Origin of the sequence: Nostoc sp. DedQUE09, from assembly GCF_034530915.1 — a bacterium.
GTDB lineage: Bacteria > Cyanobacteriota > Cyanobacteriia > Cyanobacteriales > Nostocaceae > Nostoc.
In genome coordinates this window covers 42,490-68,247 of record NZ_JAVRCE010000041.1, presented here as the reverse complement: position 1 = coordinate 68,247, position 25,758 = coordinate 42,490, and the positions used below count along the sequence as shown (strand labels likewise).

The 25,758-nt window shown below is 42.1% G+C and carries 21 protein-coding genes and 1 pseudogene; 16 read left to right on the top strand and 6 right to left on the bottom strand.

Annotated features, from left to right (window positions below; genetic code table 11):
- The first annotated feature begins 973 nt into the window (after window positions 1-973).
- The 5 genes from RMY27_RS23160 to RMY27_RS23140 all read left to right on the top strand — a co-directional run bounded on the left by RMY27_RS23160 (window position 974) and on the right by RMY27_RS23140 (window position 6,307).
- Window positions 974-1,543, top strand: coding sequence for a photosystem I assembly protein Ycf4 (locus RMY27_RS23160; RefSeq protein ID WP_322667183.1), 570 nt, complete (start codon window positions 974-976; stop codon window positions 1,541-1,543).
- Between the two features lie 121 nt (window positions 1,544-1,664).
- Window positions 1,665-2,465 carry a peptidylprolyl isomerase gene (locus RMY27_RS23155; protein ID WP_322667181.1) on the top strand — a complete coding sequence of 267 codons (801 nt, stop codon included), beginning with the start codon at window positions 1,665-1,667 and terminating at the stop codon, window positions 2,463-2,465.
- Window positions 2,466-2,553: 88 nt separating this feature from the next.
- Entirely contained in the window at window positions 2,554-3,696 is a 1,143-nt protein-coding gene (locus RMY27_RS23150) for a beta-ketoacyl-ACP synthase (protein ID WP_322667179.1), read from the top strand.
- 222 nt (window positions 3,697-3,918) lie between these two features.
- Complete coding sequence (locus tag RMY27_RS23145) at window positions 3,919-5,208, top strand: Glu/Leu/Phe/Val dehydrogenase (protein WP_322667177.1); 1,290 nt, start codon at window positions 3,919-3,921, stop codon at window positions 5,206-5,208.
- Window positions 5,209-5,746: 538 nt separating this feature from the next.
- Window positions 5,747-6,307 carry an SH3 domain-containing protein gene (locus RMY27_RS23140; RefSeq protein ID WP_322667175.1) on the top strand — a complete coding sequence of 187 codons (561 nt, stop codon included), beginning with the start codon at window positions 5,747-5,749 and terminating at the stop codon, window positions 6,305-6,307.
- 248 nt (window positions 6,308-6,555) lie between these two features.
- On the opposite strand, the gene RMY27_RS23135 is transcribed toward RMY27_RS23140, so the two are convergent.
- Both RMY27_RS23135 and RMY27_RS23130 read right to left on the bottom strand, forming a co-directional pair.
- Window positions 6,556-7,677, bottom strand: a complete 1,122-nt coding sequence (locus tag RMY27_RS23135; RefSeq protein ID WP_322667173.1) for a Gfo/Idh/MocA family oxidoreductase — start codon at window positions 7,675-7,677, stop codon at window positions 6,556-6,558.
- 102 nt (window positions 7,678-7,779) lie between these two features.
- Window positions 7,780-8,253, bottom strand: a complete 474-nt coding sequence (locus RMY27_RS23130) for a hemerythrin domain-containing protein (protein ID WP_322667171.1) — start codon at window positions 8,251-8,253, stop codon at window positions 7,780-7,782.
- 360 nt (window positions 8,254-8,613) lie between these two features.
- On the opposite strand from RMY27_RS23130, the gene RMY27_RS23125 reads away from it, so the two are divergent.
- From RMY27_RS23125 to RMY27_RS23090, 8 genes and pseudogenes are all read left to right on the top strand, one after another.
- A complete protein-coding gene (locus RMY27_RS23125) occupies window positions 8,614-8,751 on the top strand; it encodes a hypothetical protein (RefSeq protein WP_322667169.1) in 138 nt (45 codons plus the stop codon).
- A pseudogene (locus RMY27_RS23120) lies at window positions 8,723-8,848 on the top strand (DUF29 domain-containing protein); the annotation flags it as partial. The gene RMY27_RS23125 and the pseudogene RMY27_RS23120, both read left to right, overlap by 29 nt.
- Before the next feature lie 40 nt (window positions 8,849-8,888).
- On the top strand, window positions 8,889-9,551 hold the full coding sequence (locus RMY27_RS23115; protein ID WP_322667167.1) for a hypothetical protein: 663 nt from the start codon (window positions 8,889-8,891) through the stop codon (window positions 9,549-9,551).
- A 159-nt stretch (window positions 9,552-9,710) separates the two neighbouring features.
- On the top strand, window positions 9,711-11,033 hold the full coding sequence (locus RMY27_RS23110; RefSeq protein WP_322667165.1) for a four-carbon acid sugar kinase family protein: 1,323 nt from the start codon (window positions 9,711-9,713) through the stop codon (window positions 11,031-11,033).
- A gap of 254 nt (window positions 11,034-11,287) precedes the next feature.
- Window positions 11,288-12,328 carry a septum site-determining protein MinC gene (gene minC, locus RMY27_RS23105; protein WP_322667163.1) on the top strand — a complete coding sequence of 347 codons (1,041 nt, stop codon included), beginning with the start codon at window positions 11,288-11,290 and terminating at the stop codon, window positions 12,326-12,328.
- 172 nt (window positions 12,329-12,500) lie between these two features.
- Window positions 12,501-13,307, top strand: a complete 807-nt coding sequence (gene minD, locus RMY27_RS23100; RefSeq protein ID WP_104908781.1) for a septum site-determining protein MinD — start codon at window positions 12,501-12,503, stop codon at window positions 13,305-13,307.
- A gap of 36 nt (window positions 13,308-13,343) precedes the next feature.
- On the top strand, window positions 13,344-13,634 hold the full coding sequence (gene minE / locus RMY27_RS23095; RefSeq protein WP_194045484.1) for a cell division topological specificity factor MinE: 291 nt from the start codon (window positions 13,344-13,346) through the stop codon (window positions 13,632-13,634).
- 309 nt (window positions 13,635-13,943) lie between these two features.
- On the top strand, window positions 13,944-14,522 hold the full coding sequence (locus tag RMY27_RS23090) for a DUF3592 domain-containing protein (RefSeq protein ID WP_322667160.1): 579 nt from the start codon (window positions 13,944-13,946) through the stop codon (window positions 14,520-14,522).
- 227 nt (window positions 14,523-14,749) lie between these two features.
- Here the strand turns inward: RMY27_RS23090 and RMY27_RS23085 are convergent, their stop codons facing one another.
- Complete coding sequence (locus RMY27_RS23085; RefSeq protein ID WP_322667158.1) at window positions 14,750-16,084, bottom strand: hypothetical protein; 1,335 nt, start codon at window positions 16,082-16,084, stop codon at window positions 14,750-14,752.
- A 976-nt stretch (window positions 16,085-17,060) separates the two neighbouring features.
- Between RMY27_RS23085 and fmt the strand changes: the two genes are divergently transcribed.
- On the top strand, window positions 17,061-18,092 hold the full coding sequence (fmt, locus tag RMY27_RS23080) for a methionyl-tRNA formyltransferase (RefSeq protein ID WP_322667156.1): 1,032 nt from the start codon (window positions 17,061-17,063) through the stop codon (window positions 18,090-18,092).
- 85 nt (window positions 18,093-18,177) lie between these two features.
- On the opposite strand, the gene RMY27_RS23075 is transcribed toward fmt, so the two are convergent.
- Together RMY27_RS23075 and RMY27_RS23070 are read right to left on the bottom strand one after the other, a co-directional pair.
- Complete coding sequence (locus RMY27_RS23075) at window positions 18,178-18,528, bottom strand: DUF6464 family protein (RefSeq protein WP_322667154.1); 351 nt, start codon at window positions 18,526-18,528, stop codon at window positions 18,178-18,180.
- A 145-nt stretch (window positions 18,529-18,673) separates the two neighbouring features.
- A complete protein-coding gene (locus RMY27_RS23070; protein WP_322667152.1) occupies window positions 18,674-20,182 on the bottom strand; it encodes a hydroxysqualene dehydroxylase in 1,509 nt (502 codons plus the stop codon).
- A gap of 251 nt (window positions 20,183-20,433) precedes the next feature.
- On the opposite strand from RMY27_RS23070, the gene RMY27_RS23065 reads away from it, so the two are divergent.
- The gene (locus RMY27_RS23065) at window positions 20,434-21,336 is read left to right on the top strand and encodes a class I SAM-dependent methyltransferase (protein WP_322667150.1); all 903 of its coding nucleotides are present in this window, start codon (window positions 20,434-20,436) and stop codon (window positions 21,334-21,336) included.
- Window positions 21,337-21,645: 309 nt separating this feature from the next.
- Here the strand turns inward: RMY27_RS23065 and RMY27_RS23060 are convergent, their stop codons facing one another.
- A complete protein-coding gene (locus tag RMY27_RS23060) occupies window positions 21,646-23,409 on the bottom strand; it encodes a Rieske (2Fe-2S) protein (protein WP_322667148.1) in 1,764 nt (587 codons plus the stop codon).
- A gap of 322 nt (window positions 23,410-23,731) precedes the next feature.
- Between RMY27_RS23060 and RMY27_RS23055 the strand changes: the two genes are divergently transcribed.
- On the top strand, window positions 23,732-25,372 hold the full coding sequence (locus RMY27_RS23055) for a metallophosphoesterase family protein (RefSeq protein WP_322667146.1): 1,641 nt from the start codon (window positions 23,732-23,734) through the stop codon (window positions 25,370-25,372).
- Window positions 25,373-25,758 lie beyond the last annotated feature (386 nt).

The window sequence follows — 25,758 nt, the reverse complement described above, 5'->3', positions numbered from 1 at the left end:
CGTCTAGAACGTCAAACCACCCTCTACTAGGGGCACGTCCAACTGCGATGGTCATCGGACTAAAATCCTCTTTTTTTACTAAAATTGCAACGTTTCTAAGGCATTACGGAAAGCCAATGTAACCGACTGCCGAGAGGAATTAACGTTTTTTTTGACAATCTCAACTGCTTTTAAGTAACTGAGATTCTGAGAGCTTACTGACTAGTTAAGTCATTATTTCTCAGGGTTATGACATTACACGTACCATCGGCTAGTAATCTAGCTTGTGGTAACTTAATGATTCTTAACTTATCACACTACTCAGGGTTTTTGCCTGATACGCAAAAGGAAATGAGCTATGAAACACGAACCTTATAAATAATATGAATATCAGAAATTTTACAATTTGACACAACTTTTCTCAGAAATCTAAAAAAATTTAATGTAGATGGAGGTAGGTAGATAACTCATTTCAAGAGGTCAAAAAGAGGCAGGGAGAGGGTGGCAGGGAATAAGGGGGGCTGAAGGACAGGGAGAAAGAATTTTGATCGGCCATTGAGTAAAAAAATAGTACAACACTCCCTAAAAAATTATATCGGTAGCAGGAACATAGAAGGGCGCAGTTGAGTTTTTGTCAACGATGTTTGGTAAAATGCGGATAGTCACTTCGCCGCCACGGTCGTTGATACACCTCTGGAAAACCTATGTGAAACGTTAGACAAGGAGAAAGGAAGTTGGCATATCTTGACTAATACAAATAGCCTAAGTGGTTTGTCCCCTATTACAAGTAAGCCGGCATTATCCGGGACAGTAAAATTTGTCAGGTACAAAGTGAAAAATTTATAGTCTGCGGCAGGGTTCCCGTGGATTTCAAACATAGCTCTCCGTGCCTCCTAAGCAATAGCTGGATTGGCACAGGAACCCACCACTCTATGCAAAAGCATTCAGTGTGCGAGTATGTCACAGCGAGTATCTCACAGGCAATGGTAGTTCAATGACGACATCAACAACGATTAACAAAGGCGATCGCCTCCTGCACCAAAATGTTCTCGGTTCTCGTCGGTTCAGTAACTACTGGTGGGCAACTATCGTTACCTTGGGAGCAAGCGGCTTTTTATTGGCTGGAATATCCAGTTATTTAAAAGTTAATTTACTCATAGTTTCCGATCCCACTCAACTGGTATTTGTCCCCCAAGGATTAGTAATGGGGTTATATGGTACCGCTGGCTTGCTATTAGCTACATACCTGTGGTTAGTGATTTTATTGGATGTTGGAGGCGGTTACAACGAATTCGATCGGGAAACTGGCGCAATCAAAATCTTCCGCTGGGGGTTTCCTGGTAAAAACCGCCGAATCCAGATTGATAGCCGCATAGAAGATGTCCAATCTGTATTAATAGACATAAAAGAAGGTCTTAACCCCCGTCGCGCCCTCTATCTACGCATTAAAGGACGGCGAGATATACCCTTAACACGGGTTGGACAACCGGTATCTTTAACAGAGTTGGAAACAGAAGGCGCAAAGTTAGCCCGCTTTTTGGGAGTATCACTAGAAGGACTTTAAGAAATTAGGGTAGAGGGTAGAGGTAACAGGGTACAGATTATTCCCTATTACCTGTCGCCTCTCCCCTAATCCCAATGCTCCTCAAAACGATAAGATACTCTGGTTAAATCGGTAACAGGCAATGCGGTTAAAAATTTCACAATTTTTGCTTTCTCTTGTGATTATCAGTGCCTTGATGTTGGGAGGATGTTCAACACAGCAAGTCGCTTCTAATAGCTCTTCTCCAAACTCGACTGCTACCTCGGCTACAACCGAGGCAAGCACCAAGACAACTACTGAAGCAACATCTGTATCTCAAACTATTAGTGAGAGTATTCCTGGACTGGCAGATTTACCGCGCCTTGAAGGCAAGGCTACTGTGGTAATCACAGTTAAAGGTTCGCCGATTACTATCGAAGTAGACGGCACTAATGCCCCCATCACAGCTGGCAACTTCGTAGATTTAGTGCAAAAGGGTGTGTACGATGGTTTAGCTTTCCATCGAGTTGTGCGCCAACCCCAACCGTTTGTAGTTCAAGGGGGCGATCCCCAAAGCAAAGACCCAAAAGTTCCAGCAGATAGACTGGGAACAGGTAGCTATATTGACCCAAAAACGGGAAATGCTCGTTATATACCTTTAGAAGTTAAGCCAAAAGGTTCGGATACTCCGATTTACAATAAACCATTTGATGCTACTGCTCAAGCTGTCGTATTGCCCCATAAACAGGGTGCAGTAGCGATGGCGCGATCGCAATCACCAGATTCAGCTTCTGCCCAGTTTTACTTTGCTTTAGCGGATCTAGCATTTTTGGATGGGAACTACGCCGTGTTTGGCAATGTCACTCAAGGCTTTGATGTCGTGAACAAAATTCAACAAGGCGATCGCATTGACTCTGCTAAAGTCACTCAAGGCGCTGAAAATCTGAAAGCACCAGGACAGTAGGAGGAAGGTGGCAGGGGGGCAGGGGAGCAGGGGGCGAGGGAAAAACTCTTAACTCTTAACTCCTCACTTTTAACTTCTAACTCCTAAATTGGTCAAAATTTTTGTTACTGGTATTGGTTTAGTTTCCGCCTTGGGTGGAAGCTTAGAGGATAGCTGGCGAAATTTAATTTTAGGTAAATCTGGAATTCGTTTACATCAACCATTTCCAGAACTTACACCACTTCCTCTAGGTTTGATTGCTGAACAACCATCTGAGTTGACAATGTTAACTCGGATGGTTGTTGCTTCTGCTTTACAAGATTCTGGATTAGTTGCACCTTTAACTGATTGTGCTGTAGTCATTGGATCGAGTCGTTCTTATCAAGCGTCTTGGGAAATGCTGGCGCGGGAAATGTACAACGCGAATCATTTCCCCGTTTCCTCTTTTGGAAATTGGCTAGATACATTACCTCATATCAATGCGATCGCAGCTGCAAGACAAATCGGTGCATCTGGGATAGTTTTAGCACCAATGACAGCTTGTGCAACTGGAATTTGGTCTATTGCCCAAGCAGCTTTACTTATCCAAACTGGGCAATGTCAACAAGCGATCGCAGGTGGAGTGGAAGCACCAATTACACCCTTAACTTTAGCTGGGTTTCAGCAGATGGGTGCTTTGGCAAAAACTGGCGCTTATCCCTTTGATTTGCAGCGAGAAGGTTTAGTCTTGGGCGAAGGCGCAGCTGTGTTTGTCTTGGAATCAGCAGAGTTTGCAAAGCAGCGTCAAGCAAAAGTGTATGGTGAAATTCTCGGTTTTGGCTTAACTAACGACGCATATCATAGTAATTCACCAGAACCTGAAGGGAAAAGTGCGATCGCTGCCATCAAACAATGTCTAGAACGTAGTTGTCTGACACCAGCCGATATCGATTACATTCATGCTCATGGCACAGCTACCCAGTTAAATGACCAAATGGAGAGCATGGTAATCCAGCGTTTGTTTCCCCAAGGCGTGGCAGTTAGCTCCACGAAAGGAAGCACAGGTCATACATTAGGGGCATCTGGGGCTTTAGGTGTAGCTTTTTCTCTCATGGCGCTAAAACATCAAATTTTACCACCTTGTTTAGGATTGCAGCAGCCAGAGTTTGATTTAGATATTGTTACAGCAGCACGTCTAAGCAAAATCCGCCAGGTATTATGTTTGAGTTTTGGTTTTGGGGGACAGAATGCCGCGATCGCTTTAGGAAGGTAAAAATTTTGGATTTAACTATCTGACCAATAACATATAAATTTTCATTTAGGGGCAGCTGTGCGCCCCTACAACAGTGATTTTTGAATAATTTTTACATATCAGAATATAAAATATAAAACTGTAACAAAAACTACAAAATCTTTCCTTTTTCAAAAAAAAAAGGATAAGCTTAGGTACAGATGAGATCCGGTTCGCAAAGATACCGTGATTAGGAGAAAACTTATGATTTCAAAATCTCTGTTGCTGTCAGAACCTGCTTCTCCAGCGCATATATGCCCATTTGACCAAGCCTGTAGCTACTTAGAAGCGGCAGCTAAAGAATTAAATTTAAATCAGGGTTTGCTAGAAATTCTCAGCCACCCGCGTAAAGTTGTTACGGTTTCCATCCCCGTGAAGTTAGATGATGGGGAAATACAAGTTCTCGCTGGACACCGAGTGCAGCACTCTGATGTCTTAGGCCCATACAAGGGCGGAATTCGTTACCATCCGGCTGTGACTTTGCGCGAAGTATCCGCTCTAGCAATGTTGATGACCTGGAAATGCGCCTTGTTAGGTATTCCTTACGGTGGTGGAAAGGGTGGCATTGCTATAGATCCCAAACGCTACAGTGTTGGCGAATTAGAGCGAATCAGCCGCCGTTATATCAGCGAGTTGATTAAAGATATTGGGCCTTCCGTAGATATTCCTGCGCCAGATATGGGTACTTCTGCACGTGAGATGGCTTGGATGATGGACACCTACTCTGTAAATGTTGGTCATGCTGTACCAGGAGTTGTAACTGGAAAACCCCTTTCTATTGGTGGTTCTCTGGGGCGAGAAATGGCAACCGGACGTGGCACGATGATTATTGTCCGTGAGGCGTTAGCAGATCGAGGTAAATCTTTGGCAGGAGTGCGAGTAGCCATTCAGGGTTTCGGTAACGTCGGCTGTGCCGCAGCGGAATTACTATATGAAGCAGGCGCAAAAATTATCGCTGTTTCAACTGGTGCTGGGGGAATATTCTCTGAAGCTGGTCTTGATATTCCTAAGTTAAAAGTCTACGCTGCTGAAAATCGTAAGAGTATTGTGGGTTTCCCGCAATCTGTACCAATTAGCAATGCAGATTTATTAACCTTACCCTGTGATGTCTTAATACCAGCAGCTTTGGAGAACCAAATCACTGAAGAAAATGTCAATCAGGTGCAGGCGCAAATTGTCGCAGAAGCAGCTAACGGCCCGGTTACTCTTGAGGCTAACTTGGCCTTAGAGGCGCGGGGTGTGACAGTGTTACCAGATATTTTGGCCAATGCTGGCGGTGTAGTAGTCAGTTATTTAGAGTGGGTACAGGGTCTTTCCTACGTATTTTGGGATGAGGAGCGCGTCAACCGCGAAATGGAACATTTGATGGTACAAGCGTACCGCAAGGTGATTCATCAGTCGGAGGTACGGCAAATTTCTTTAAGGTTAGCAGCTTACACCTTGGGGGTAGGTAGAGTAGCTCAGGCGTTGACTGACAGAGGTCTTTATCCTTAAGTTTTTATACTTAGTTGTTCATTAGGCAGAATAGATCATTGTCGGTAGTAATTTTACTTGATCCGCCATTGATTTATCTGCCTTATTTTCTTGAGCGATCGCGACAATATAACTAGTACTAAATGTCTTCGATATCACAATAGTAAGTTTAATAAATATAGCAAGCAAACTCAAAAAAAGGTGTTGTTAATTTTCCAGAAACTTTTGACTACTCAAGCGTTTTTTTGCAACAAAACTTTCTTCACCAACGTCATTTATTAAAAATGCAACTTATACCGATTTACCTGTGAGATTGCTCCAGAACTTAGGGGTTAATATCATGTCCGCTTGATTGCTTATTAAATCCGAAGAACCCCACCCCGCCAAAGCTGTGCTTTGTCTCCCCTCCCCGCCTGCGGGGAGGGGTTGGGGGTGGGGTTCTTTTATTATGGGTAATTTGGCGGACATGATATAAGTCCCAAGTCTTAGCAAGCTTGATTTTGTGTTTCACAAATAATTGGTATTACTAATTATTATTTTTAGACTAAGATGTTTGCTCATGATAAAGTTTCTTGACTGGCGAAAACCTTTAGCGATAACTGCAACACTTTCGTTGACGCTGACAGCATATCCTGCTAGCTCTACTATTCCTACATCACTCCAAAATTCAAGTAAATACCAACTTGTACAGGCCCCAGATAACTGCCGCCGAGTTGAGACTAATGGTGATAATCTCAATATCCGGTCTAGTCCAGATGGTGCAATTATTGGGACATTGCGTAATTACTCACTTGTAATTATTGAAAAGACCAATTCTTCAAGTAGCTGGGTGGCAATATCATCACCGCAGTCTGGCTATATATCTGCCGCTTATCTCAAGCAATGTGGACAGCCAGTACCTCCCTCACAAACAACTTCTCAAACAGATAACTGTCGCAAAATTTTTGTGGGAGGAGTTTTACGTGTCAGGCAAGAACCCTCAATTAACAGTCCTATTCTTGGAGTTCTACAAAGTGGTCAGCAAGTAACAATTAAAAATCGTGGAAAAGATGGTTGGGTGCCAATTTCATCCCCCGTCAATGGATATATTCCTTCAATAGTCCTCAGTAGTTGTACATAGATTATAAATTAACGTCTTGTGCAACTTTTATTCAAACCTAACCCCTCAACACTAATGACCATTTACTAGGGAATCTACGGTGTATATACAAGTCGTCGAAAAAAGCTAGGTTTCCTCATTGTTCTTTTGTTCCTATGCTCTGCATGGGAATGACTAATTAGGGACTGCTGTTTCCAGTCAGACATGGAGTCAGCAGCATACATGAAGCATTCCCATGCAGAGCATTTAAACATCTTCTTCAATGAACCTTACGACTGCCCAGAAGGTGCAGCAGCATGAATCAAGTCTGGCTTCTCGTCACTAGGAGGATGCTCAATACTTTGATCCGATGTGGGGCGTTGATGGCGATTACTAGTTTCGATTTGTACAGGTTGACCAGTTTCAATTGACTGATAAAGCGCTTGAATGATCGAAACATCAATCAATCCTTCTGTCCCAGATGGCTCTGGGTCTTTATCTTGCAGAATACAATCAGAGAAATAGGTAAATTCAGCTGCTAGTTGATCGCGATCCTCAAAAGTATGCTCTTGAGTTTCACCATTAATTGTCAGGTAATGCTTGATTTCTCCCTGCCAAGGATATGCAGGTTGTACTCGTAAATCGCCTTGAGTACCTACAATCTGATAAGTCGAAACACTTGCCCCTCCAAAGCTACAGGTAAATGTTGCCAATCGCTCATTCGGGAAGCGCAAGATGACGCTAGCCATTTCTTCCACTTCGCTGAAGCGTTGTTCTCCGTTATTGGCAGCTACAGCAAATACTTCAATTGGTTCATCTTGAAATAGGTAACGTGCAGCATTAATGCAGTAAATGCCAATGTCATAGAGCGTCCCACCACCTGTGACATCTCGTAAACGAATATTGCCTTCTTCTACTTGCTGAGTAAAAACCGAGTTGAAAATTCGTGGTTCACCAATTTGCTTTGAGCGCAAAATTTCGACTGCTTGTAAATTGGCTTCTTCTAAATGTAAGCGGTAGGCAATCATCAGCTTCACATTATTGTCATTGGCAGCTTTAATCATTGCCTCACACTCTTGTTCAGTTACCGCCATTGGCTTTTCACATAATACATGAATTGCCTGATTAGCAGCCCGAACAGTGAAGTCGCAATGCAAGTGATTGGGCAACGCAATATAAACTGCATCAACCTCGCCGCTTGCCAGACAGTCCTCATACTCATCGTAAGAGTAAGTATGGTTAATCCCATACTTTTTGCTCAGTTCTTCGTTTTTTGTAGGGTCATCTGAAACCAGTGCGACTAATTCCGAGTTTTCAGTATGGACAAAGGAAGGTAAGGCGGCTTCTTGGGCAAACCAACCTAAACCAACAACGGCGTAACGAATTTTGCTTTTATCATTTGTAGCAGTCATTTTTATCCTCTTTGATGAAGTAATATTTAGGTAATTTTAATGCCTAATTACGTGTAGAACATGGCTAATTATTTATGCAAGCATTTAAAAAAAAGTGCATGACTACATTGCTAATGCAGCTTCTACATTTGACACTAACTTAGCTTTCGTCTCTTGAAACTCCTGTCCTAATTCAGTTAGCTCTTGATCGCTCATACATTCGCGCACAGCATTAAAAATTTCGCTTTCTTCCTCTTCTACATGATGCTCAAGTATTTCCTTCAATTCGCTCATCTTTTCTTTAAACTCAGGTTTAGTAGGCTTAAGCCCCTTAATTTCTTCTAAAATAACTGAAACTTCTTCATGTTCTTCTTCAGCCTCTTCAATATATTGTTCAGTTTCTTCGTATTCTCGCAAAGCTGGGTAGAACACTAATTCTTCAGTTCTTGCATGTAAGATCAGTTCTATATAGATTTGATTGAATTGCTCAACCAACTTTGCACCTTTAGCTTTTTCTGCTTCTGCAAAAAGCTTCTCAACTTGCCGATGCTCTGCTTCAATTAATGAAAGAATGTCTGTTGCTTTAGTTTTAGCCATTTTTTCCCTCAGTAATAATTGATTTTTTGGGCTGATAAGTTGGAGTTTAATGAATGGAATCTCGTATATTCTCAATGACTTGGGAAATCAAAACCTCATTCTTTGAGTAAGCTTTAATTTAGACTTAAGGAATATTTTCGGTATTGCACCTTAGCTGAAATTCATAACCTCAGCATGATGGATGCTGAGTATATACCATTAGCGACTCAAGGCTACAGCCCAAACCTCGAACACCTGTTGAAGATTCCCACACATTTGATTTGCTACAGCCTCACAAATAAGTGGTGTGAGTCCTAAACATAACTAAGTACTATTTGTCTTTGATGTTACAACAGAAATGACAACAGCCACTTAGTATATATGACAACCGACCTTCAAAAACAGGGATTATTGCTTCTGCGTCAAGCGCTTGATAATTCCACAGCCGACTTTCGCCCTGGACAATGGGAAGCGATTGAAGAATTACTTCAGCAGCGATCGCTCTCAACTTGCCATTGACATATTTCCTGCTATACCCATTGGCTCTTTAGAACAAATCTTAGATGAAAACTGGTTTCCTGAATATAACCACAATCATCACGGTAAACCCGATTAAAATGAATACGCAACTTGGGTTTCCATAGGAGTATGCAGACGTGCAGCCGGACTTAATAGGCTTGGAAATTAGTAAGGGGGAACTGAGACGTTTGACTGGGTTCGATCCAGAAGACGTTTTTCGCCCCTCGGTTTTGCGAGATAGCAAAAAGCGATTAGGGTTTTTTATCAGTGAAATGCTGGTGACGCTGGCACTAACGCCAATAATTGTGGGCTTTGTTTACGCGTTTATTATTCTGCCAACTATTGGTTCTTCAATTCGACTAGGAATTCTTTTACTAATTTTAGTGCCAATGCCGATATTAGTGGGGCGGTGGCTGTGGCGACAATTAACCTGTCCTGAAGGATTGACAATACTTTTAGATGAAGTTGATAAATATCATGACCTGGTTAGTGCGATCGATATTAATGACCAATTGGCAGCATCAGGAAACGTAGAAAGCAGTATCCATGACCGAGATAAAGTCACCGCCGCCCTACAACTAATTAGAGAAGATTTAGTCCGCGCTCTGAAAACGGAACGAATTTTGCGAGATAATAAAAAATTGCTTGCTAATAACCAAGAGTTATTTGTGAATAATTTAGCCAGTCTGCAAGCTTTACAAGTTAGTAGTCAAGCAGGCGAATATGCTCAACTGCTAAATCAATCATTGCAAATTGCGATCGATGTGCAAGCAGAAATCAGAAAATTGCAAAAAGGCTAAGAGAATGTTTGTAAAAGTGGTTACACGAGAATTTACCTGCCTCCGCAGGTTAGAAAACCCTTGATTTTGGATTAGTTCACGGAGGTGGACTTTGCTTATGTAGTAGCGACTTCTAGTCGCCCAATACTTTCCCAGAAAACAATCGCCCCGTTGACTTAAATGAGCAACAAACCCAAAATAATCGTCCTAGATGATGACCCTACAGGTTCTCAAACAGTCCACAGCTGCTTGCTGCTAATGCACTGGGATGTAGACACTCTACGCCGTGGGTTACAGGATGATTCGCCGATTTTTTTTGTGCTGACTAATACTAGATCGCTAACGCCAGAGTCAGCTGCATCTGTCACCAAAGAAGTTTGCCAGAACCTGAAAATCGCTTTGAATGCTGAAGGAATCGACGATTTTCTAATTGTCAGCCGTTCTGATTCTACTTTGCGGGGACATTATCCCATTGAAACTGATGCGATCGCACAAGAACTTGGCCCCTTTGATGCTCATTTTCTCGTACCAGCATTTTTTGAAGGCGGACGCTTCACCCGTGACAGCGTGCATTACTTGATGATTGACAGTGTAACCACCCCAGTCCATGAAACCGAATTTGCTCGTGATTCCGTCTTCAGCTACCATCACAGTTACTTACCCAAGTACGTCGAAGAAAAGACTCAAGGACGAATTAGTGCCGAAGTTGTAGAAAGGTTTCTCCTGTCCGATATTCGCGCTGGTAGTTTGGAACGATTGTTACAACTTAATGGTAATCAGTGCGCTGTCGTCGATGGTGAAACTCAAGCCGATCTCAACCGCTTTGCAGTAGATATATTAGCAGCCGCCAGTCAAGGCAAACGCTTTCTCTTTCGCAGTGCAGCAAGTATTTTAACGGCTTTAGCTGCTTTACCACCCCAACCCATTGCCGCCGAAAACATGGGGCAGTACGTGCGCCAAGGCAAACCAGGTGCGGTGATTGTTGGTTCCCATGTGAAAAAGACTACCCAGCAATTAGAGGCGCTGTTGCAACTAGAAGGAACTGTGGGCATCGAAGTGAATGTGGGGCGATTACTTGATGATGCAAATCAATCTGCGACATTACTAACTGAAATCCAAGAAAGTACACGGGCGGCACACGAAGCTGGCAAAACACCAGTGGTTTATACTAGCCGTCAGGAACTAAATTTTCAAGATGTCAAGACACGATTGGAGTTTGGGGAAAAAGTTTCAAGTTTATTAATGGATATTGTGCGCGGTTTACCATCTGATATAGGATTCTTAATCAGCAAGGGTGGCATTACTTCAAACGATGTCTTGAGTACTGGACTAGCTTTAACTTCAGCCCGTTTACTCGGTCAAATTTTAGCTGGTTGTTCAATGGTGTTAACGTCATCCGATCATCCCCAGTTTCCTGATTTGCCTGTGGTGCTGTTTCCAGGTAATGTCGGCGATGCTGATGCCTTGGGGACAGTTTATCAGAGGTTGACCGTGCCAATTTGAGATTTTAGACTTTCCTGCGGAACGCTACGCGTAGCTTGCAACTCCTGCGGGGTACGGCTACACTCAGTCGAACGATTTGAGATTAAAGAGTCTTTTGGTTAATGTCGGACTAATATCCTACTACGCCAATACCCCTTGTGGTCACTGAGCCGGTCGTTATGTGAGTGACACAAATCCAAAATCCAAGTTGCGCTGTCAGCGCACCAAAGGTGCGACCCAAAATTGAAAATCTGTTGTCTTTTGGCTAGTACTGCATGACTTCTGATTCTGCGATTCCCAATCTAAAGTCAAATTCTGCACTTCCTAATGCAGAATCAAACTCTATCCTTTCTGAGGTAGAGGCAAATCCTACTGTTTCTGATGTAGAGTCAGATTCTATCCTCCCGGATGCTGAGTTAAAATCTGTCCTCCTTTATTTAAAATCAAATACTGTTCTTGGAGATGTAAAGTCAAATCCTGCTGACCCAGATGTAGAGTCAAATACTGATGCCGGAGCGGATTTTATCCTGACTGACTTAAATCCCGATGAGTTAGCATTACCAGGGCATCGTGTAAATGACAATAGTCAAGTCCAGTTAAAAAGTAAGGAGGGACGACTTTTATTAATTTTGCCCTCAGAATCTCAAGTATCTGCCTCAGAACTCACTTGGTCTGATATTTGGCAACAAATCAGGCAACGTCTGAGCGCAGGCGATCGCTTCCGGGTAGCTAATACACCTGTGCATTTAATGGCACAAGACCGTTTAGTGGATACCAGACAACTCCAAGAACTCGCCGAAGCTTTGAGTGAAGTCCAACTGCGACTGATATCTGTCTCGACGAGTCGGCGGCAAACTGCGATCGCTGCTGTAACTTCTGGGTATTCAGTAGAACAATTACAGCCCGCAACTTCCCTGAGTTCAGAGCCAACCGCTACAGCGATCCCCCAAGAAGATGCCCTCTATTTAGAAATGACAGTCCGCTCTGGAGTAGAAATTCGTCATCCTGGGACAGTAATTCTTTTGGGAGATTTAAATCCAGGTGGTATTGTAATTGCAGATGGAGATATTATTATCTGGGGTCGTTTGCGTGGAATTGCTCATGCTGGGGCTGGAGGCAATCGTGAGTGTCTGATTATGGCCTTGCAAATGGAACCAACCCAACTGCGGATCGCAGATGCTGTAGCGAGAGCACCAGAAAAACCGCCAATCCAGTTTTCTCCAGAGGTGGCACATATTACGCCCCAAGGAATTCGTATCGCTAGGGCTACTGATTTTTCTAGAAATCAATTTACCAAAAGCAATCAAGAGCCATAAATATTTACTTAAAGAATGAAGTATATAGGTAAGGATGAAATAAGACAAATATTCATGCCTCGCCCTCATCAGGGAGAACAGATATTTCTTCATACTTGATACGATACTTCATACTTTATACTGCAATTTACTGTTTTATATTTCCTGAACCCTCATTGACCGCATTTCTATCATGACTCGCATTATTGTGATTACCTCCGGTAAAGGAGGAGTGGGTAAAACCACAGTTTCAGCAAATTTGGGTATGGCTTTGGCCAAAATGGGGCGTCAAGTTGCTTTGGTTGATGCGGATTTTGGTCTGAGAAATTTGGATTTGCTCTTAGGGCTGGAAAACCGCATCGTTTATACTGCGGTAGAAGTTTTAGCCAGAGAGTGCCGATTAGAACAAGCCTTGGTAAAAGATAAGCGCCAACCCAATCTCGTACTCTTGCCGGCAGCCCAAAATCGTTCCAAAGATGCAGTCACACCCGAACAGATGAAGTTATTGGTGAATGCACTAGCACAAAAATATCAGTACGTGATTATTGATAGCCCTGCCGGTATTGAAAATGGGTTTAAAAATGCGATCGGCCCGGCTAAAGAAGCGTTAGTTGTCAGCACACCAGAAATTTCTTCAGTTCGCGATGCCGATCGGGTAGTAGGCTTACTAGAAGCACAAGGTATCAAGCGTGTTCATTTAATAATTAACCGCATCAGACCCTCAATGGTGCAAGCAAATGATATGATGTCAGTGCAAGATGTTCAGGAACTTCTCGCCATTCCCTTGATCGGGGTAATCCCTGACGACGAGCGTGTTATTGTATCTACCAATCGCGGCGAACCCTTAGTGTTAGCGGAAAATCCATCTTTAGCTGCCACAGCCTTTGAGAACATTGCTCGTAGATTAGAAGGGGAAAGTGTCGAATTTCTGGAGATCGACTCGTCCCAAGACAGCATCTTCGCCCGGATACGAAGGTTGTTCAGGACAAAGATTGTCTAACTTACTTTTCCAGTCTCCGCGCCAGACCTATTCGTAATGATTGAACTTCTAGAAAAACTTTTTTTTCGCGGCCCTGATAGCAGTCGAACTCAAGTTAAACGTCGCCTGCAATTGGTGATTGCTCACGATCGCGCTGACTTAGATCCTCAAACGTTGGAAAAAATGCGGAAAGAAATCCTAGATGTAGTCTGTCGCTATGTCGAAATTGAGACAGAGGGCTTGGAGTTCTCCTTAGAAAGCAACCAACGAACCACAGCTTTGATTGCTAATTTGCCCATCCGCCGAGTGAAGGGTGCTATACCTGAATGGGAAAGAGGTGATAAATAAGTCTTTATAGTTTTAGGATTAAGTTTTAATAACTAAGTAAGTCGGCGTAAATAATTGTTGTTGGAATAAGCAATAAACATAAGGGTTTTAGCTTAGTTCATTTTTCTTCATATAGTTTGATTTGATTGTGCCAACTTAATTAGGATGTAGTGAAATTATTGCCAATTGCGACGAATCATACCAACTTTTTGGTTAATTAATTAAGAATATTTACAAAAAAACGATTCTACGTCAGATGAGTTGAAATAACACAATTTTTTATTTGGGTATACTTGCATACAAGTACTATTGAGACTATGTTAGGCTTGTATGTCACGGCTTCAAATAATCTTTTTTCGTATCACCCTCCTCGTATCTGCTGCTATTTTTATTGGGCTGGCTGCTTTTTTTGGGGTGATGCTTGTTACAATTACTGGATTATCAACCTGGTCAACTCTAACCCAGCCACGCATTCAATGGGAAGCTACCTCCGCAACTGTAGTTCGTCGAGAAACCTTCACCTTTAGCGAGTCTGAGCCAGAGGGTAAAAAACTGAGCTGTCCAGTAATTCGATTTACAGTTCAAGGTCAGCAGTATGAAGAACAAAGTGAGCCTTGCGTTGTAAAACGCCGTCCTTGTCAAGATTCAAGGCGTCACAAGTGTCCCAGAGATGCTCAATTTGAAAGGGGGCAAATCGTAAAGGTTTGGTACGATCGCACCAACCCTCGAAACACTTTTATTGGAACTACTGCACCTGCTCAATCTAGCTTGGGAGATGCGATTAAAATATTTGGTTCTCTAGTACTACCGATTGGAGTTTTGCTTGTGGTTGCTAAAGTGATGCTAGATGCTACAAAGCGGCTCAATACTTTTCGGTTAAGGGGGAAAGGGGAAAGGGAAAGGGTTTGATATTTACCTTTACCCCTTCCCCTTTAACCTTTACCCAGACCAAAGAGAGATTGTTGGATTTATCCGAAAAGTATTGCAAAACGGCTTGGAAAGACTTAGGAGTAATCTAGTTTCTCACTGTCCCTTACTGACGAAAAATAGGACTCGCCCATTAATGGCAGATTGCAAGATTTTTTCTGTTAATTGCCCCATCCATGAGGGGATGAGGCTTGTAACTAGCCAATAAACTATCGGTAGGCAACTTGTGGGCCTGCCCAAATTTCTGTCACCTTTTTACCAAAAGTAATCGGCCGATCGTTGTCTGTTGTAGTGATAGTCTTGCCATCATTAGCAACTTGCATTAATGGCCAGTTTTCCTCGCCCAATTCCCCTGCACGAAATAACACATGTTCTGGTTGGCTTTTACTCCAACCTAACAATACGGCAATTTTTTCATGTTCTTCCTCACTAACAGGAGTGACTGTGTTAGCGTGATTTTTTTGCCGATCCCAAATCACTGCACTATCTGTAGAATCACCTGTGTTAAAGATACCTTCAAACTTGCGTGCTAAGAAGCGATCGCCTTTTTCTGACCAACTAACTGGAACTAATACCCCAATCTTACCACTCGGATCACTTTCTTCAGACGATTCTCCTTTTACAGCCTTTATTTTTAATAAAGGATCGCTAACTGGAGTCGTTGAAGCCATCACCCACAATTTCTTAGTCTGCATATCTTGGACAAACATCATGCTGGTGACACGGCTGTTGTACATTTGGGGTTTTACTTCCAGTTGTACTCGACTATAAACAGCATACTTACCATCTGGAGAAATCACGGGTACGCTGCGATAGTGACGTACTCCAGAACCACCATTAGCAGCAATAGCTTCTTGAGTTGCTGTAATCCATTTCCAAGGAATCGGATGAGGGCTGCCGATGGGATCTATTTGTTCTGCTTGGGACTCATTAGCTGTTTCCACAACAGGTATTTCCGTCGTTGTGGTTGATTGAGATTCTCTAATAGCTGGTGCTACTTGAGTTGCTGTCAATGATTCAGTAAAAGACTTTTTTCTAGAGAGATAATTTTCTTGTCCTCTCAAAGACTTAACATTAGCAGCTTTAAGTTTACGTATTAAATTAAGTTGGCTAACAGGAACATCTGTTGATGGTGCGAGTTCAACTGCTGCCAAAGAATCGGGAACAGTTACATCACTTAAATCTAAATCGCTGCTTGAGAGATAATTATCTACTTCAGTTGAAGACTCAATTTTATCCGCTGGTAATACTTGCGGTTCCTGAACAGCAATACTTTGTGTTGGCACAGAGTCAAATTCTTCTGTGATCGATTCGATTTGATCTGTTTTTAATGTTTCAGCTATCTCAGGTTCCCCAACTACAGCTATTTCCTTTGATACAGAGTCAGATTCTCCAGCCATCGAAGTTAGTTTATGTACTTCGGATCTTACTGGGATCGTGTGAGCCGATGCTCCTAATAAAGGTGCAATAAGTATCACAACGACAACGTAATTGAGAAATGGTTGTGTGCGGAACCATCCTGACAGCAAAAGGGGTTTAAGCATTTGTAGACTCTCTAGAGGGGGCAATTGCTATGTGAGAAGCAATACATCAATAGCAATGGGCAGGTGGTAGTTATATGTATAACAAGAAACTAAAAGTAATGACGAAATAATATCTTCAAAGTTTGCAGAGGTTTACAAAAATTAAGTATCATCGTCTACACTTTTTCTGACTTAAGTACGGGATATTTTTTTGCAAAAATATGCGAGTATAGTAAATATGCTGAGAACTCAGTAATTACTACACAATCTATAACTACCCTATACAAAAACACACCAAAAATAAGTCTTGGTTAAGGGATATTTAGGATATAGTTTGAGGAATGATGCTGGCAAATAAGAGATAATCTAACTTAGCTACTGGGGATAGTACGAGCGATCGCTAGTACACAGCAAATAGGCTAGGTTACACACTAAATATAACAGCGCAAACCCTCATGATGGTAAACGTGAGGCGTTAATTAAAAACCTGGGAAAGCGGACGCATAATACATCATACTCAGAAGATATTGCTATCAGCAACCCAAAGTTATAAATTGCTATCTAAACTACAAAAATAGCTAGAAGACGCAATAGTTTTTCGGAAATTTAACTACGTTGAAAGCTAATTTCGGGAATACGAGCGGGAACACAAGAAAATTCACTCGGTAGATGCTCTAGCGAATCGCAACGAAAAACCACTAAGTGATTAGGTTCACTAGAGGCAGATGCGCATAATACTAGCTGTTACACTTGTCAACTTAACTATTTAAGTTAATCAAGCAGCCTTTGGTTTCATTAATACGAAAATATTCTACCACCAAACAGCCAAAATTATTTACAGGTAACAACTGTATTTTGCAACTGCTGTTCGGAATTCAGGAGGCTGCTGATAATGGCTGAGTGACTTCTGTTTCAACATGCAACTTAAATGTTGTCAGTTATGAAGGGCGCACTTACGATTAATTAATGACTCACGACTAAAAACTACTAATTATTAATGAAAATTGTATTTTTTGGTACACCTCATTTTGCTGTACCCACCTTGGAAAAATTATTGAATCATTCAGAATTCGAGGTGCTGGCGGTTGTCACCCAACCAGACAAACGCCGGGAACGCGGAAATAAACTGACCCCTTCACCTGTCAAAGCGATCGCAACTGCTCACAACTTACCAGTATGGCAACCCGAACGGGTGAAAAAAGACACTGAAACTTTAACCCAACTCAAAAAATCAGATGTAGATGTGTTTGTTGTTGTCGCTTATGGACAGATATTATCGTCAAAAATATTGAATATGCCAAAATTGGGCTGCATTAATGTGCATGGCTCGATTTTACCCAAATATCGGGGTGCAGCGCCGATTCAGTGGTGCTTGTACAACGGTGAGAGGGAAACGGGGATCACGACAATGTTAATGGATGCAGGGATGGATACCGGCCCAATGCTCCAAATAGCTACTACACCGATTGGATTACTGGATAATGCCCAAGATTTAGCCGATAGACTAGCAGAGATCGGTGGAGATTTGTTGGTAGAAACTCTGTTGAAGTTGGAACGTAAAGAAATTCAACCAATTCCCCAAGATAATTTAGCAGCTACTTACGCCTCTCTGATTCAAAAACAAGATTATGCTTTGGATTGGTCAAAAAGTGCGATTCAATTACACAATCAAATCAGAGGCTTTTACCCTAACTGCACGGCTACCTTTCGTGACAACCTGTTGAAAATCACCGCTTCTGCTCCCCTTGGTTCTGTAAGCGATGTCTGGCGACAAGCCGCTTTGCGTCTACGCGATCTCCCACCAGAATTGCAAGAATTAGCACATAAATTGCCTGATTTGTCAAATACATCAGATAAACCAGGAGTTGTAGTCAGCATTGCCAAAGGAATCGGTGCGATCGTCCAAACTGGGGAAGGTTTATTGCTGTTGCGAGAAGTTCAGTTAGCTGGTAAACGTCCCCAGTCGGGATGGGATTTTGTTAATGGTACCCGCATAACTGTAGGAGAAGTTTTTGGTGCCGGAAGCTGACGGGGATGCAAGAGATGAGGGAAAATAACTTTTAACTCCTCACTCTTAACTCCTAACTCCAAACTCCTAACTCAGCACTCAGCACTCAGCACTCATAAAAGCGGCAAGATTCGCAAGGCCCATCTGGGTTTACTGCACAGCGAATGAGTTCTGAATGAGCATTGTAGCAGCAGGTGGCATCACCGATTACCCAACGTCCCGCTACCAAACTTTTCTCAGATGGTCGTTTAGCAGACTGTACATAAATAGCAATATTATGCAAGCGGTAGCGCCCACCTTTAAGTTGGTATCGATGGCGGCGTTCTAAAACCGCGTAGGTTTTACCTTCAAAATCGAGATAGTTTCCGGGTTGGGGTGTCCAATCAAGTTGCACTTTACCGAGGGACTCACGCGGATGCGTCAGAATCACCTCAGTTGGTAAAGAGTCTGGCTCCATAAGCTTATGTGATTTGATTTACATTATAAGGATGGTATCGCGATCGCTTTCTTTAGCTTATCGAATTTAAATTACAATTGATGATTAACTAGATTTGCGAGAAATATACATACAGTAGGGTAGCACAGCAGTGCATCCCCATAGATTACGGCAACCAAAAGTTAGGCAGGATAGATTTACTCAAGTTACCCAAAGTTTGGTTGAGCGATCGCGCCACTTGGATATGCACTTCATCTTCTTCTACAGCTAAAATCTCAGATGGCTGACCTTCTCCCAAATAAGACACCACCAAATTCGCCGCCTCTAAACCAGTAACATAAGCCTTTTCCTGCGACCAGGAACCATGACGGTTCACAATCCAATCCCCACTCATAAATACATTCTCAAAACTTGTCTTGGCGGGCAACATATAACGATAGCTACCAGGTGCAAAGTGAGTTACCGCCTGAGGTAGCCGAATTACACTGCTATCAATAATCTTTGCCTCCCGAAACGCTGGTATACAAGTTGCTAAATAACCTTGAACTATTGATAAAATCTCTTCATCGCTCAAATTCAGAAACTGATTGGCGTGATAAAAATCAGCTTCAATCACTGTTCCCGGCTCATCCCGATATTCATCATGTAGAGCATTCAAATCAAAAAACGTCCAACCTGTACTTGTGTCGAATCCAAAACAAGCATTGGAAGGACGAGGAATATCAATTTTACGGTCAAACCATAGCCGCGTGGCTAAAACATCAATTGCTCCTAAATTGCTCAAATTACGGAATTCTTCACGGCTTTGTAAACTAGGGCTAGTTGAAACAATTTTCTTCATCCCCGTGATTCCAACCGCAAAAATTACGGCATCTGCTTCAATTACTTCATCACCACAAACCACACCCTTGACTTGATTACTATCAACAATTAAGTCTGTAACCCGGCGCTTCGGCAACACTCGCGCACCAGCTTTTTCAATACGTTCCACCCAAGGACGAAATATCTTTTCTCCGACAGTTCCCCGACACCAAACCACATCAAAATCGGGTTGATGAGCCAGAATAAAAAAGTAAAGCATCCCTAAAGTTGCGGCGGCTGAACATTGTTCGCCAGGGGCAAATAAGCCCACTAATAACATTGGTTCAAAAGCATCGCGGTAAAGTCGCGCAGAAACGTTAAAATCTTTGAACAATTCACGGGCAGTTACAAAGTCATAGCGCCGCCAAGCTGCATCAGAATTGTCAAAATCAACAACCGCATAAAGTAAAGGCAGGGCGCTGAGACGGTCAATTAGTGGTAATCGTTTAAACTGAGTGTAGAGAAAAGTTCCTAGTGGCGAGGGGAGTCGCGGTAAATCTTGAAAAATTGGTGATTCAACTTCCAAACCTGCTGGCGAATATTGCGAAGAACGAGTCCAAGTAGTAAAAGGATTAATTTCTAATTCATTGATTAGGGAAAAAATATTTCTGTAAGGATACCAGAAGCCATGAATGCCAGCTTCAACAGATTTTCCAGCCGCTGTTTGCCAACCCGCCACCAATCCACCAGGATAGGGGCCTGCTTCGAGAAGTGTCACATCATAACCTTGTTTTGCTAAATGGTAGGTTGCTCCTAAACCAGCCCAACCAGCACCTACAACTACCACCCGTTTTTGTTTTAACCCTCCTACCATCGCAGCCTCCAATTGTTGCAGTCCATCAACTAATGTATACGAACTTGTGTTTTGAGCGAGCAAGGGTTGTCATTATAGCGGTTTTCACTTGGATGCAATAGGCTCTTTGCTAGCACATTCCATCGAATTTAAAATAGTTATAGACTTTAAAAAAGGCTTAGGGAAAGCCGTTCAGTAAAAATCACTTGCGGTTAATGCTGAGTTAAGAGTATAACAGAAAACAGAATTCACTATTGATGAGGATAATCATAATGTCTCAATTAGCAAATGTAAAATCCAGTCTAAATGACTTTGAATTACGAGATGGAATTTATTTTCCTAGCGACTATGAACAATTAACTAATACTCAACATAAAAAAACATGGGATGCAATTGGTAAAACATATTATGGCTCCCAAAAAATTGAAAAAGTTGCAGCGACATCGCCCATTAAACAAGATTACACTCTGCTAACTGGTACGCCTGGAGGTACTTGGAACAAATTTCCGTTGAATAAATCTGTCGGTTCTATTCTAGAAATTGGTTCTGGTTATGGTCGCGCACCTTTACATCTCTCGAAAGCGAAAAATCTGAAATGCGAGAAATATTACGGCATTGATATTTCTGAACCTTTATTGCGGCGGCTAATTAAAGTTAAACAAGAATACAATTTTTTTCCAGAAGCTGAATTTAACTTGATTTGCACTTCTGCTGAAACATTGCCTTTAGAAGATAATTCTATAGATTTGGTAATTTCTAATTGCGTTTTTATGCATATTCCAGATGCACAATTAAGAAATTTATTGGCTGATATCTCTCGTGTGCTAAAACCTGGTGGAATTTTTGTTTTTAATCATTCCTTTCACAATAAGTCTTGTCCTTCTCATATTATCCATAATTTTATCAGAAGGCTGAACCCATTTGTGAGAAATCCAGTTTATCTCAAGCAATACTCAGCTGCTGAAATAGAAGAAATGCTAGCCACTGCTGGGATGAAAGCGAAGTGTCCAGAATACATTGTCGAACCAACAGCAGAGTATGCAATTTTGCCGGAAACTATCAAAGGAATTCCCGTGCCGTTTGCTAATGCTATAAACAAAAGTCTCAAGCCATCAGACAATTTAAAAGAAACTTTGGCTTACGGTTTTAGTGCCTACAGTACTCACCTGGACTGATTAATAAACTCTCTCGTTGTCACAATGAACTGAATAAAAATAATTTACAAAAGCACAACATTGTTGTGCTTTTATTTTTGCAATAAATGCCTATCAACTCCAATCATTCTCAGTAAATGGTATGATATCAAGTCCGGTTAATTAGTATTCATTAAACTACCACTTGAGGCAGACTATGAAGGAATGACAGAATTAAACAACAGCAGAATGATTGATTTTAGAGACAAAAAGCCCCAAATATGTCCACCTGCTGTCCAATGTGCTTCTAAATGAGCCGGCATACTAGCCTGGTTATCTGTTACTAAGAAATCACGATTCTTCAAATAAGCGAGCGCCTTGATGTAAACGTTCCGCAATTTGATAAGTTTGTCCTTGAGAGCGCATTGTCGGAGAATGAGCGGCTAAATACCGAGATGCAGCCACTAGTATATGAATTCCAGCCGAAGTTTGGCTGAGGTAAGAATATTGACGAAAAGCTGCTTCTATTTCTTGAATGACATGAAAATCACGGTTTTCTCGCAGCATCAATTTCCCCAGTTTTGCCATCAGTCTTTCAGCACTACCACCACTGTATAAATAATTAGCAACTAATTGCCCTGTCTGGTTTACTTGCTGCTGACGGTTTAATAAGTCTGGTAGCTGCTGGAGTAATTGTTCGGGATTTTCCCCGATTTCTTTGGGTTCTGGCAGGCGTGCTGGTGGGACATTTAAAAAACGATTTAAATATACACTCATCGCCGCATCAAACACACCTCTTAGTAGTTCGACTGTTGGTACTCTTCGTAAAGCTTGATGTACGGCATTTGCAAACGTAAATGGATGGTGGGCTGAATTCCAATCTCCAAAGTCATTATTAGTGTGGAAACGAGCTACTCGTAATGCTGCTGTATAAGTTACTACGCCAGCTAATTGTTCTTCAGTACAACCTGCTTTCAGTGCATTCAATAGCGAGTCTGCGATCGCTTGTGGGTCTTCACCTAATAAAATTGGTATTAGTTCATCTGGTTGTGACCAACTTCCCTGTCGAGATTTTCCCACACTTAATACAGTCGGTAATTGCTCAAAAGCCGACTCTAATATTGCCACCAAATCTACAGGGTAGCGCCAAGAGTTGGATTCTTCCATCCGAGAGGCATTGGCTAAACCCGAAACTAGGCTAGCCAGAATTGATTCTGCTGCTTGCCAAGCTATAGTATCAAGTGCTTCTAATGCTTTATTGATAAAATCAAGTGTATGCCCAATATCAAGATAGCGCCGATCAGTAGCAGCACAGAACAGCATATCTGCTATTTGCTTTGAATTAGCTCCGGAACGAACAGCAGATACTAAACATCTTTGTGCCGCTTCCGCATCCCGCACCTGAATAAATTGGCGAAACCAGCTTTTGAGAGTCGCAAAATCTACTTTCGAGTTGGGTAATGGGTGAACGACAAACTCTGGTGGCGCACCCGCGCTATCATTAGCTACTGCCGACAGTCCGTGGAATAAAGCACGAGGTTTGTCTTCTACATCAAGATAAGGTAATAAATTCATCATACAGGTGTGGATAGTCAAACCTGTACTCCAACCCGCTTTGTTATAACGAGTGCCAAATTCTAGCCCCATGAGAAATGGTTCTGTCGGGTTCACTCCCATATCTAACAGTGCAAGCGTTGATTTTGCAATCACTAAAGAAATATTCTGCTCTAAACCGTCTTGCAGACGTTGGCGGTGGTGAGCATGAGGGTTAACTGGTGGTGCTAAATTTACCCAAACTTCGCCATCACGGATTTCTACCGGGAAACAAGGAACATCATCTGCCCACGAATCAAAGGTTCCACCACTAGCAAGGTCAAAGCGGGCATAATGCCAAGGACAGGTAACAATACCATCTTTGCAAGTGCTTCCTTGTAAGGGAAAGCCCATGTGAGGACAACGGTTATCAATTGCGTAAACTGTATTATTTGAGTAAAACAAAGCAATCGTATGTTTTTCCTTGTGGACTAACAAACTGCCTGCTGCCTGAACTTCTGCAAGTTGAGCAACACGGATATAATTGTCTGTTTTCGTCACACTTTCAAATATTTGAGTCATTTAATTGCACGTAGGTAAATGTCAAAACCCTTATTTCTACTTTGGCAAAGTTTTTCAAATTTGAGCATTTATGCATTCTAATTTTTGTTAACTTATACCAATTCAAAAAATAAACATTTTTTGAATTGGTATAAGTCGCTATTTCTCAAGGGTTTTCGGCACATTTCTTATAATAAAATGCCTTCAGTCGGTGAATACCCTAAAATTTGGTGTGTTACTCATGCTCAGACGCAAAAGCCGCCGAAAAATTTCCTCAGTAGCTATGCTTGTGCTTGTTATATGCTTTACTTTGATAAGTGTGCGTTCATTTGGGCAAACAATTATGACATCAGCACCCCAACTACTCACCGACCCATTTTTGCAATTGCCAACTGCAACTTCAGTACAAGTAGTTTGGTTTACTGAATTTGCTGGTGTTAATCACACAGTAACCTACGGCGAAAATCTCCAACAAACTGCTAGGGCAAGTACTACCAAACTCAGTCGCACACGTGAAGACCAACAATCAAGAGTTGCAAACCAAACCCAAGACGGACAAGTTTATCAAAAACCCGTCCAGCGGGACATTTGGCGACATGAGGCTGAGGTAACTGGGTTAACTCCTGGTGTGCGGGTTAACTATCGTGTCACGAGTGTGCAAGAAGACGGCAAAAGTGTTGACAGTGATGTTTTCAGCCTTACAGCTACTCCCAAATCAGATACACCACTAAAAATTCTACTTACCTCAGATCATCAATTAAAGCCGATGACAGCGGCAAATCTGCAAAAGGTGGTAGAAACAGTTGGACGAGTTGATGGCGTGTGGTTTGCTGGTGATTTGGTCAATGTTAGCGATCGCGCCTCAGAATGGTTTGATGATAATGGTGGTGGTGCCTTGTTTCCCGGTTTACAAGGTCGTGCTAAATATGAAATGACGCACAACGATGTTAAGACAACCTACACTGGTGGACAAATAATTCAACACGCACCCATGTTTACTTGTATTGGTAATCATGAGGTGATGGGGCGTTTTGCCAGAACGGGAAGTTTAAATGATGAATTTGATGATACAATTCCCCGTGCCGTTGCTCAAAAAATCTACCGAGATAAATCTTTAATCGATAATTCTTTTAATACTAATACCTATGAAGAGATTTTCTCTTTACCAAAAAGTAAAGAGGGTGGAAAAAGGTATTATGCAGTCAGTTTCGGTGATACGCGTTTAGTGGTACTGTACGCTACAAATATGTGGCGGACTCCCAACTTAGATAGAAAACGTAGAGGTAGATATCAGGAAGCTGAAAAGGATTTAAATAATCCTGAAAATTGGGGTTATGGACAAGTGATTTATCAGCCAATTGCTAAAGGCAGCAAGCAATATAATTGGCTAGAGTCAGAACTTAACAGCCCTGAGTTTCAACAAGCAAAATACAAAGTTGTAATGTTTCATCATCCACCCCACACTCTGGGTGATAATATAGTTCCTGCTTATACAGAACCAGTACAGATAATTGAACGGGATGGCGACAATATCAAAGCAGTGCGTTACGAGTATCCCAAAGACGCAGATTATATTATCCGCGATGTTGTCCCAATACTTGAAGCAGCTAATGTGCAATTGGTATTTTATGGGCATTCCCATTTGTGGAACCGCTTTGTTAGTTCCAGTGGAATGCACTTTCTAGAAACATCTAATGTGGGTAATAGTTACGGTGCTGCTTGGGGTGATAGAAAGCGAGAAGTACCAATTGGATATCAAGAGGATTATGTTAAGCTTGGCGATCCCAATGGATTAGAACCGATAGTGCCAACAATCGCCCCCTTGCTGGGTGAAGATGGAAAGCCGATGCCTTATATTGCGAGTAATGATATTACAGTTTTCAGTATCTTCGATACGGAGACAGGTACGATAAGTAGTTATCGTTTTGATACTCGCAAGCCTGACTCGGAAGTATTAAAGTTTGATGAATTTAAATTGAAATAGTAGGGTAATCTCACATTCGCCAGCCAAAATTTGATATTTGACAATCAACTGTAGATAAAACGGGCATTTGAGGGTTTATTTTATCACAGAGGTTAAAGGGGAAAGGTTAAAGGGAAAGGGGGAGAAAAAACCTTTAACCCAAACCTAGTAATTAAGTCCCGTTGGGGCGGGGTATAGGGTGTGGGGTGTTGGGTGTAGGGAATAATTAGCCCTGACTTTCTTGACGATTGCATTGGTTGGGGTTTGGAACCCCAACCAATGCAGTCTTCCCAAACCTGCAACCCCACACCCTTCTTCTTAACCTTTTCCCCAAAGGGAATTATGAGTTCAAAATACTTATCCGAACCGTATTGCCCCATCTTCCCCGAAAAAAACCGCTCTCTTAT

Bases quoted from the DNA above. Each gene is read 5' to 3' on its own strand.
- RMY27_RS23160 (WP_322667183.1), top strand. From the start codon at position 974: ATGACGACATCAACAACGATTAACAAAGGCGATCGCCTCCTGCACCAA.
- RMY27_RS23155 (WP_322667181.1), top strand. From the start codon at position 1,665: ATGCGGTTAAAAATTTCACAATTTTTGCTTTCTCTTGTGATTATCAGT.
- RMY27_RS23145 (WP_322667177.1), top strand. From the start codon at position 3,919: ATGATTTCAAAATCTCTGTTGCTGTCAGAACCTGCTTCTCCAGCGCAT.
- RMY27_RS23140 (WP_322667175.1), top strand. From the start codon at position 5,747: ATGATAAAGTTTCTTGACTGGCGAAAACCTTTAGCGATAACTGCAACA.
- RMY27_RS23135 (WP_322667173.1), bottom strand. From the start codon at position 7,677: ATGACTGCTACAAATGATAAAAGCAAAATTCGTTACGCCGTTGTTGGT.
- RMY27_RS23130 (WP_322667171.1), bottom strand. From the start codon at position 8,253: ATGGCTAAAACTAAAGCAACAGACATTCTTTCATTAATTGAAGCAGAG.
- RMY27_RS23125 (WP_322667169.1), top strand. From the start codon at position 8,614: ATGACAACCGACCTTCAAAAACAGGGATTATTGCTTCTGCGTCAAGCG.
- RMY27_RS23110 (WP_322667165.1), top strand. From the start codon at position 9,711: ATGAGCAACAAACCCAAAATAATCGTCCTAGATGATGACCCTACAGGT.
- minC (WP_322667163.1), top strand. From the start codon at position 11,288: ATGACTTCTGATTCTGCGATTCCCAATCTAAAGTCAAATTCTGCACTT.
- minD (WP_104908781.1), top strand. From the start codon at position 12,501: ATGACTCGCATTATTGTGATTACCTCCGGTAAAGGAGGAGTGGGTAAA.
- minE (WP_194045484.1), top strand. From the start codon at position 13,344: ATGATTGAACTTCTAGAAAAACTTTTTTTTCGCGGCCCTGATAGCAGT.
- RMY27_RS23090 (WP_322667160.1), top strand. From the start codon at position 13,944: ATGTCACGGCTTCAAATAATCTTTTTTCGTATCACCCTCCTCGTATCT.
- RMY27_RS23085 (WP_322667158.1), bottom strand. From the start codon at position 16,084: ATGCTTAAACCCCTTTTGCTGTCAGGATGGTTCCGCACACAACCATTT.
- fmt (WP_322667156.1), top strand. From the start codon at position 17,061: ATGAAAATTGTATTTTTTGGTACACCTCATTTTGCTGTACCCACCTTG.
- RMY27_RS23075 (WP_322667154.1), bottom strand. From the start codon at position 18,528: ATGGAGCCAGACTCTTTACCAACTGAGGTGATTCTGACGCATCCGCGT.
- RMY27_RS23070 (WP_322667152.1), bottom strand. From the start codon at position 20,182: ATGGTAGGAGGGTTAAAACAAAAACGGGTGGTAGTTGTAGGTGCTGGT.
- RMY27_RS23065 (WP_322667150.1), top strand. From the start codon at position 20,434: ATGTCTCAATTAGCAAATGTAAAATCCAGTCTAAATGACTTTGAATTA.
- RMY27_RS23060 (WP_322667148.1), bottom strand. From the start codon at position 23,409: ATGACTCAAATATTTGAAAGTGTGACGAAAACAGACAATTATATCCGT.
- RMY27_RS23055 (WP_322667146.1), top strand. From the start codon at position 23,732: ATGACATCAGCACCCCAACTACTCACCGACCCATTTTTGCAATTGCCA.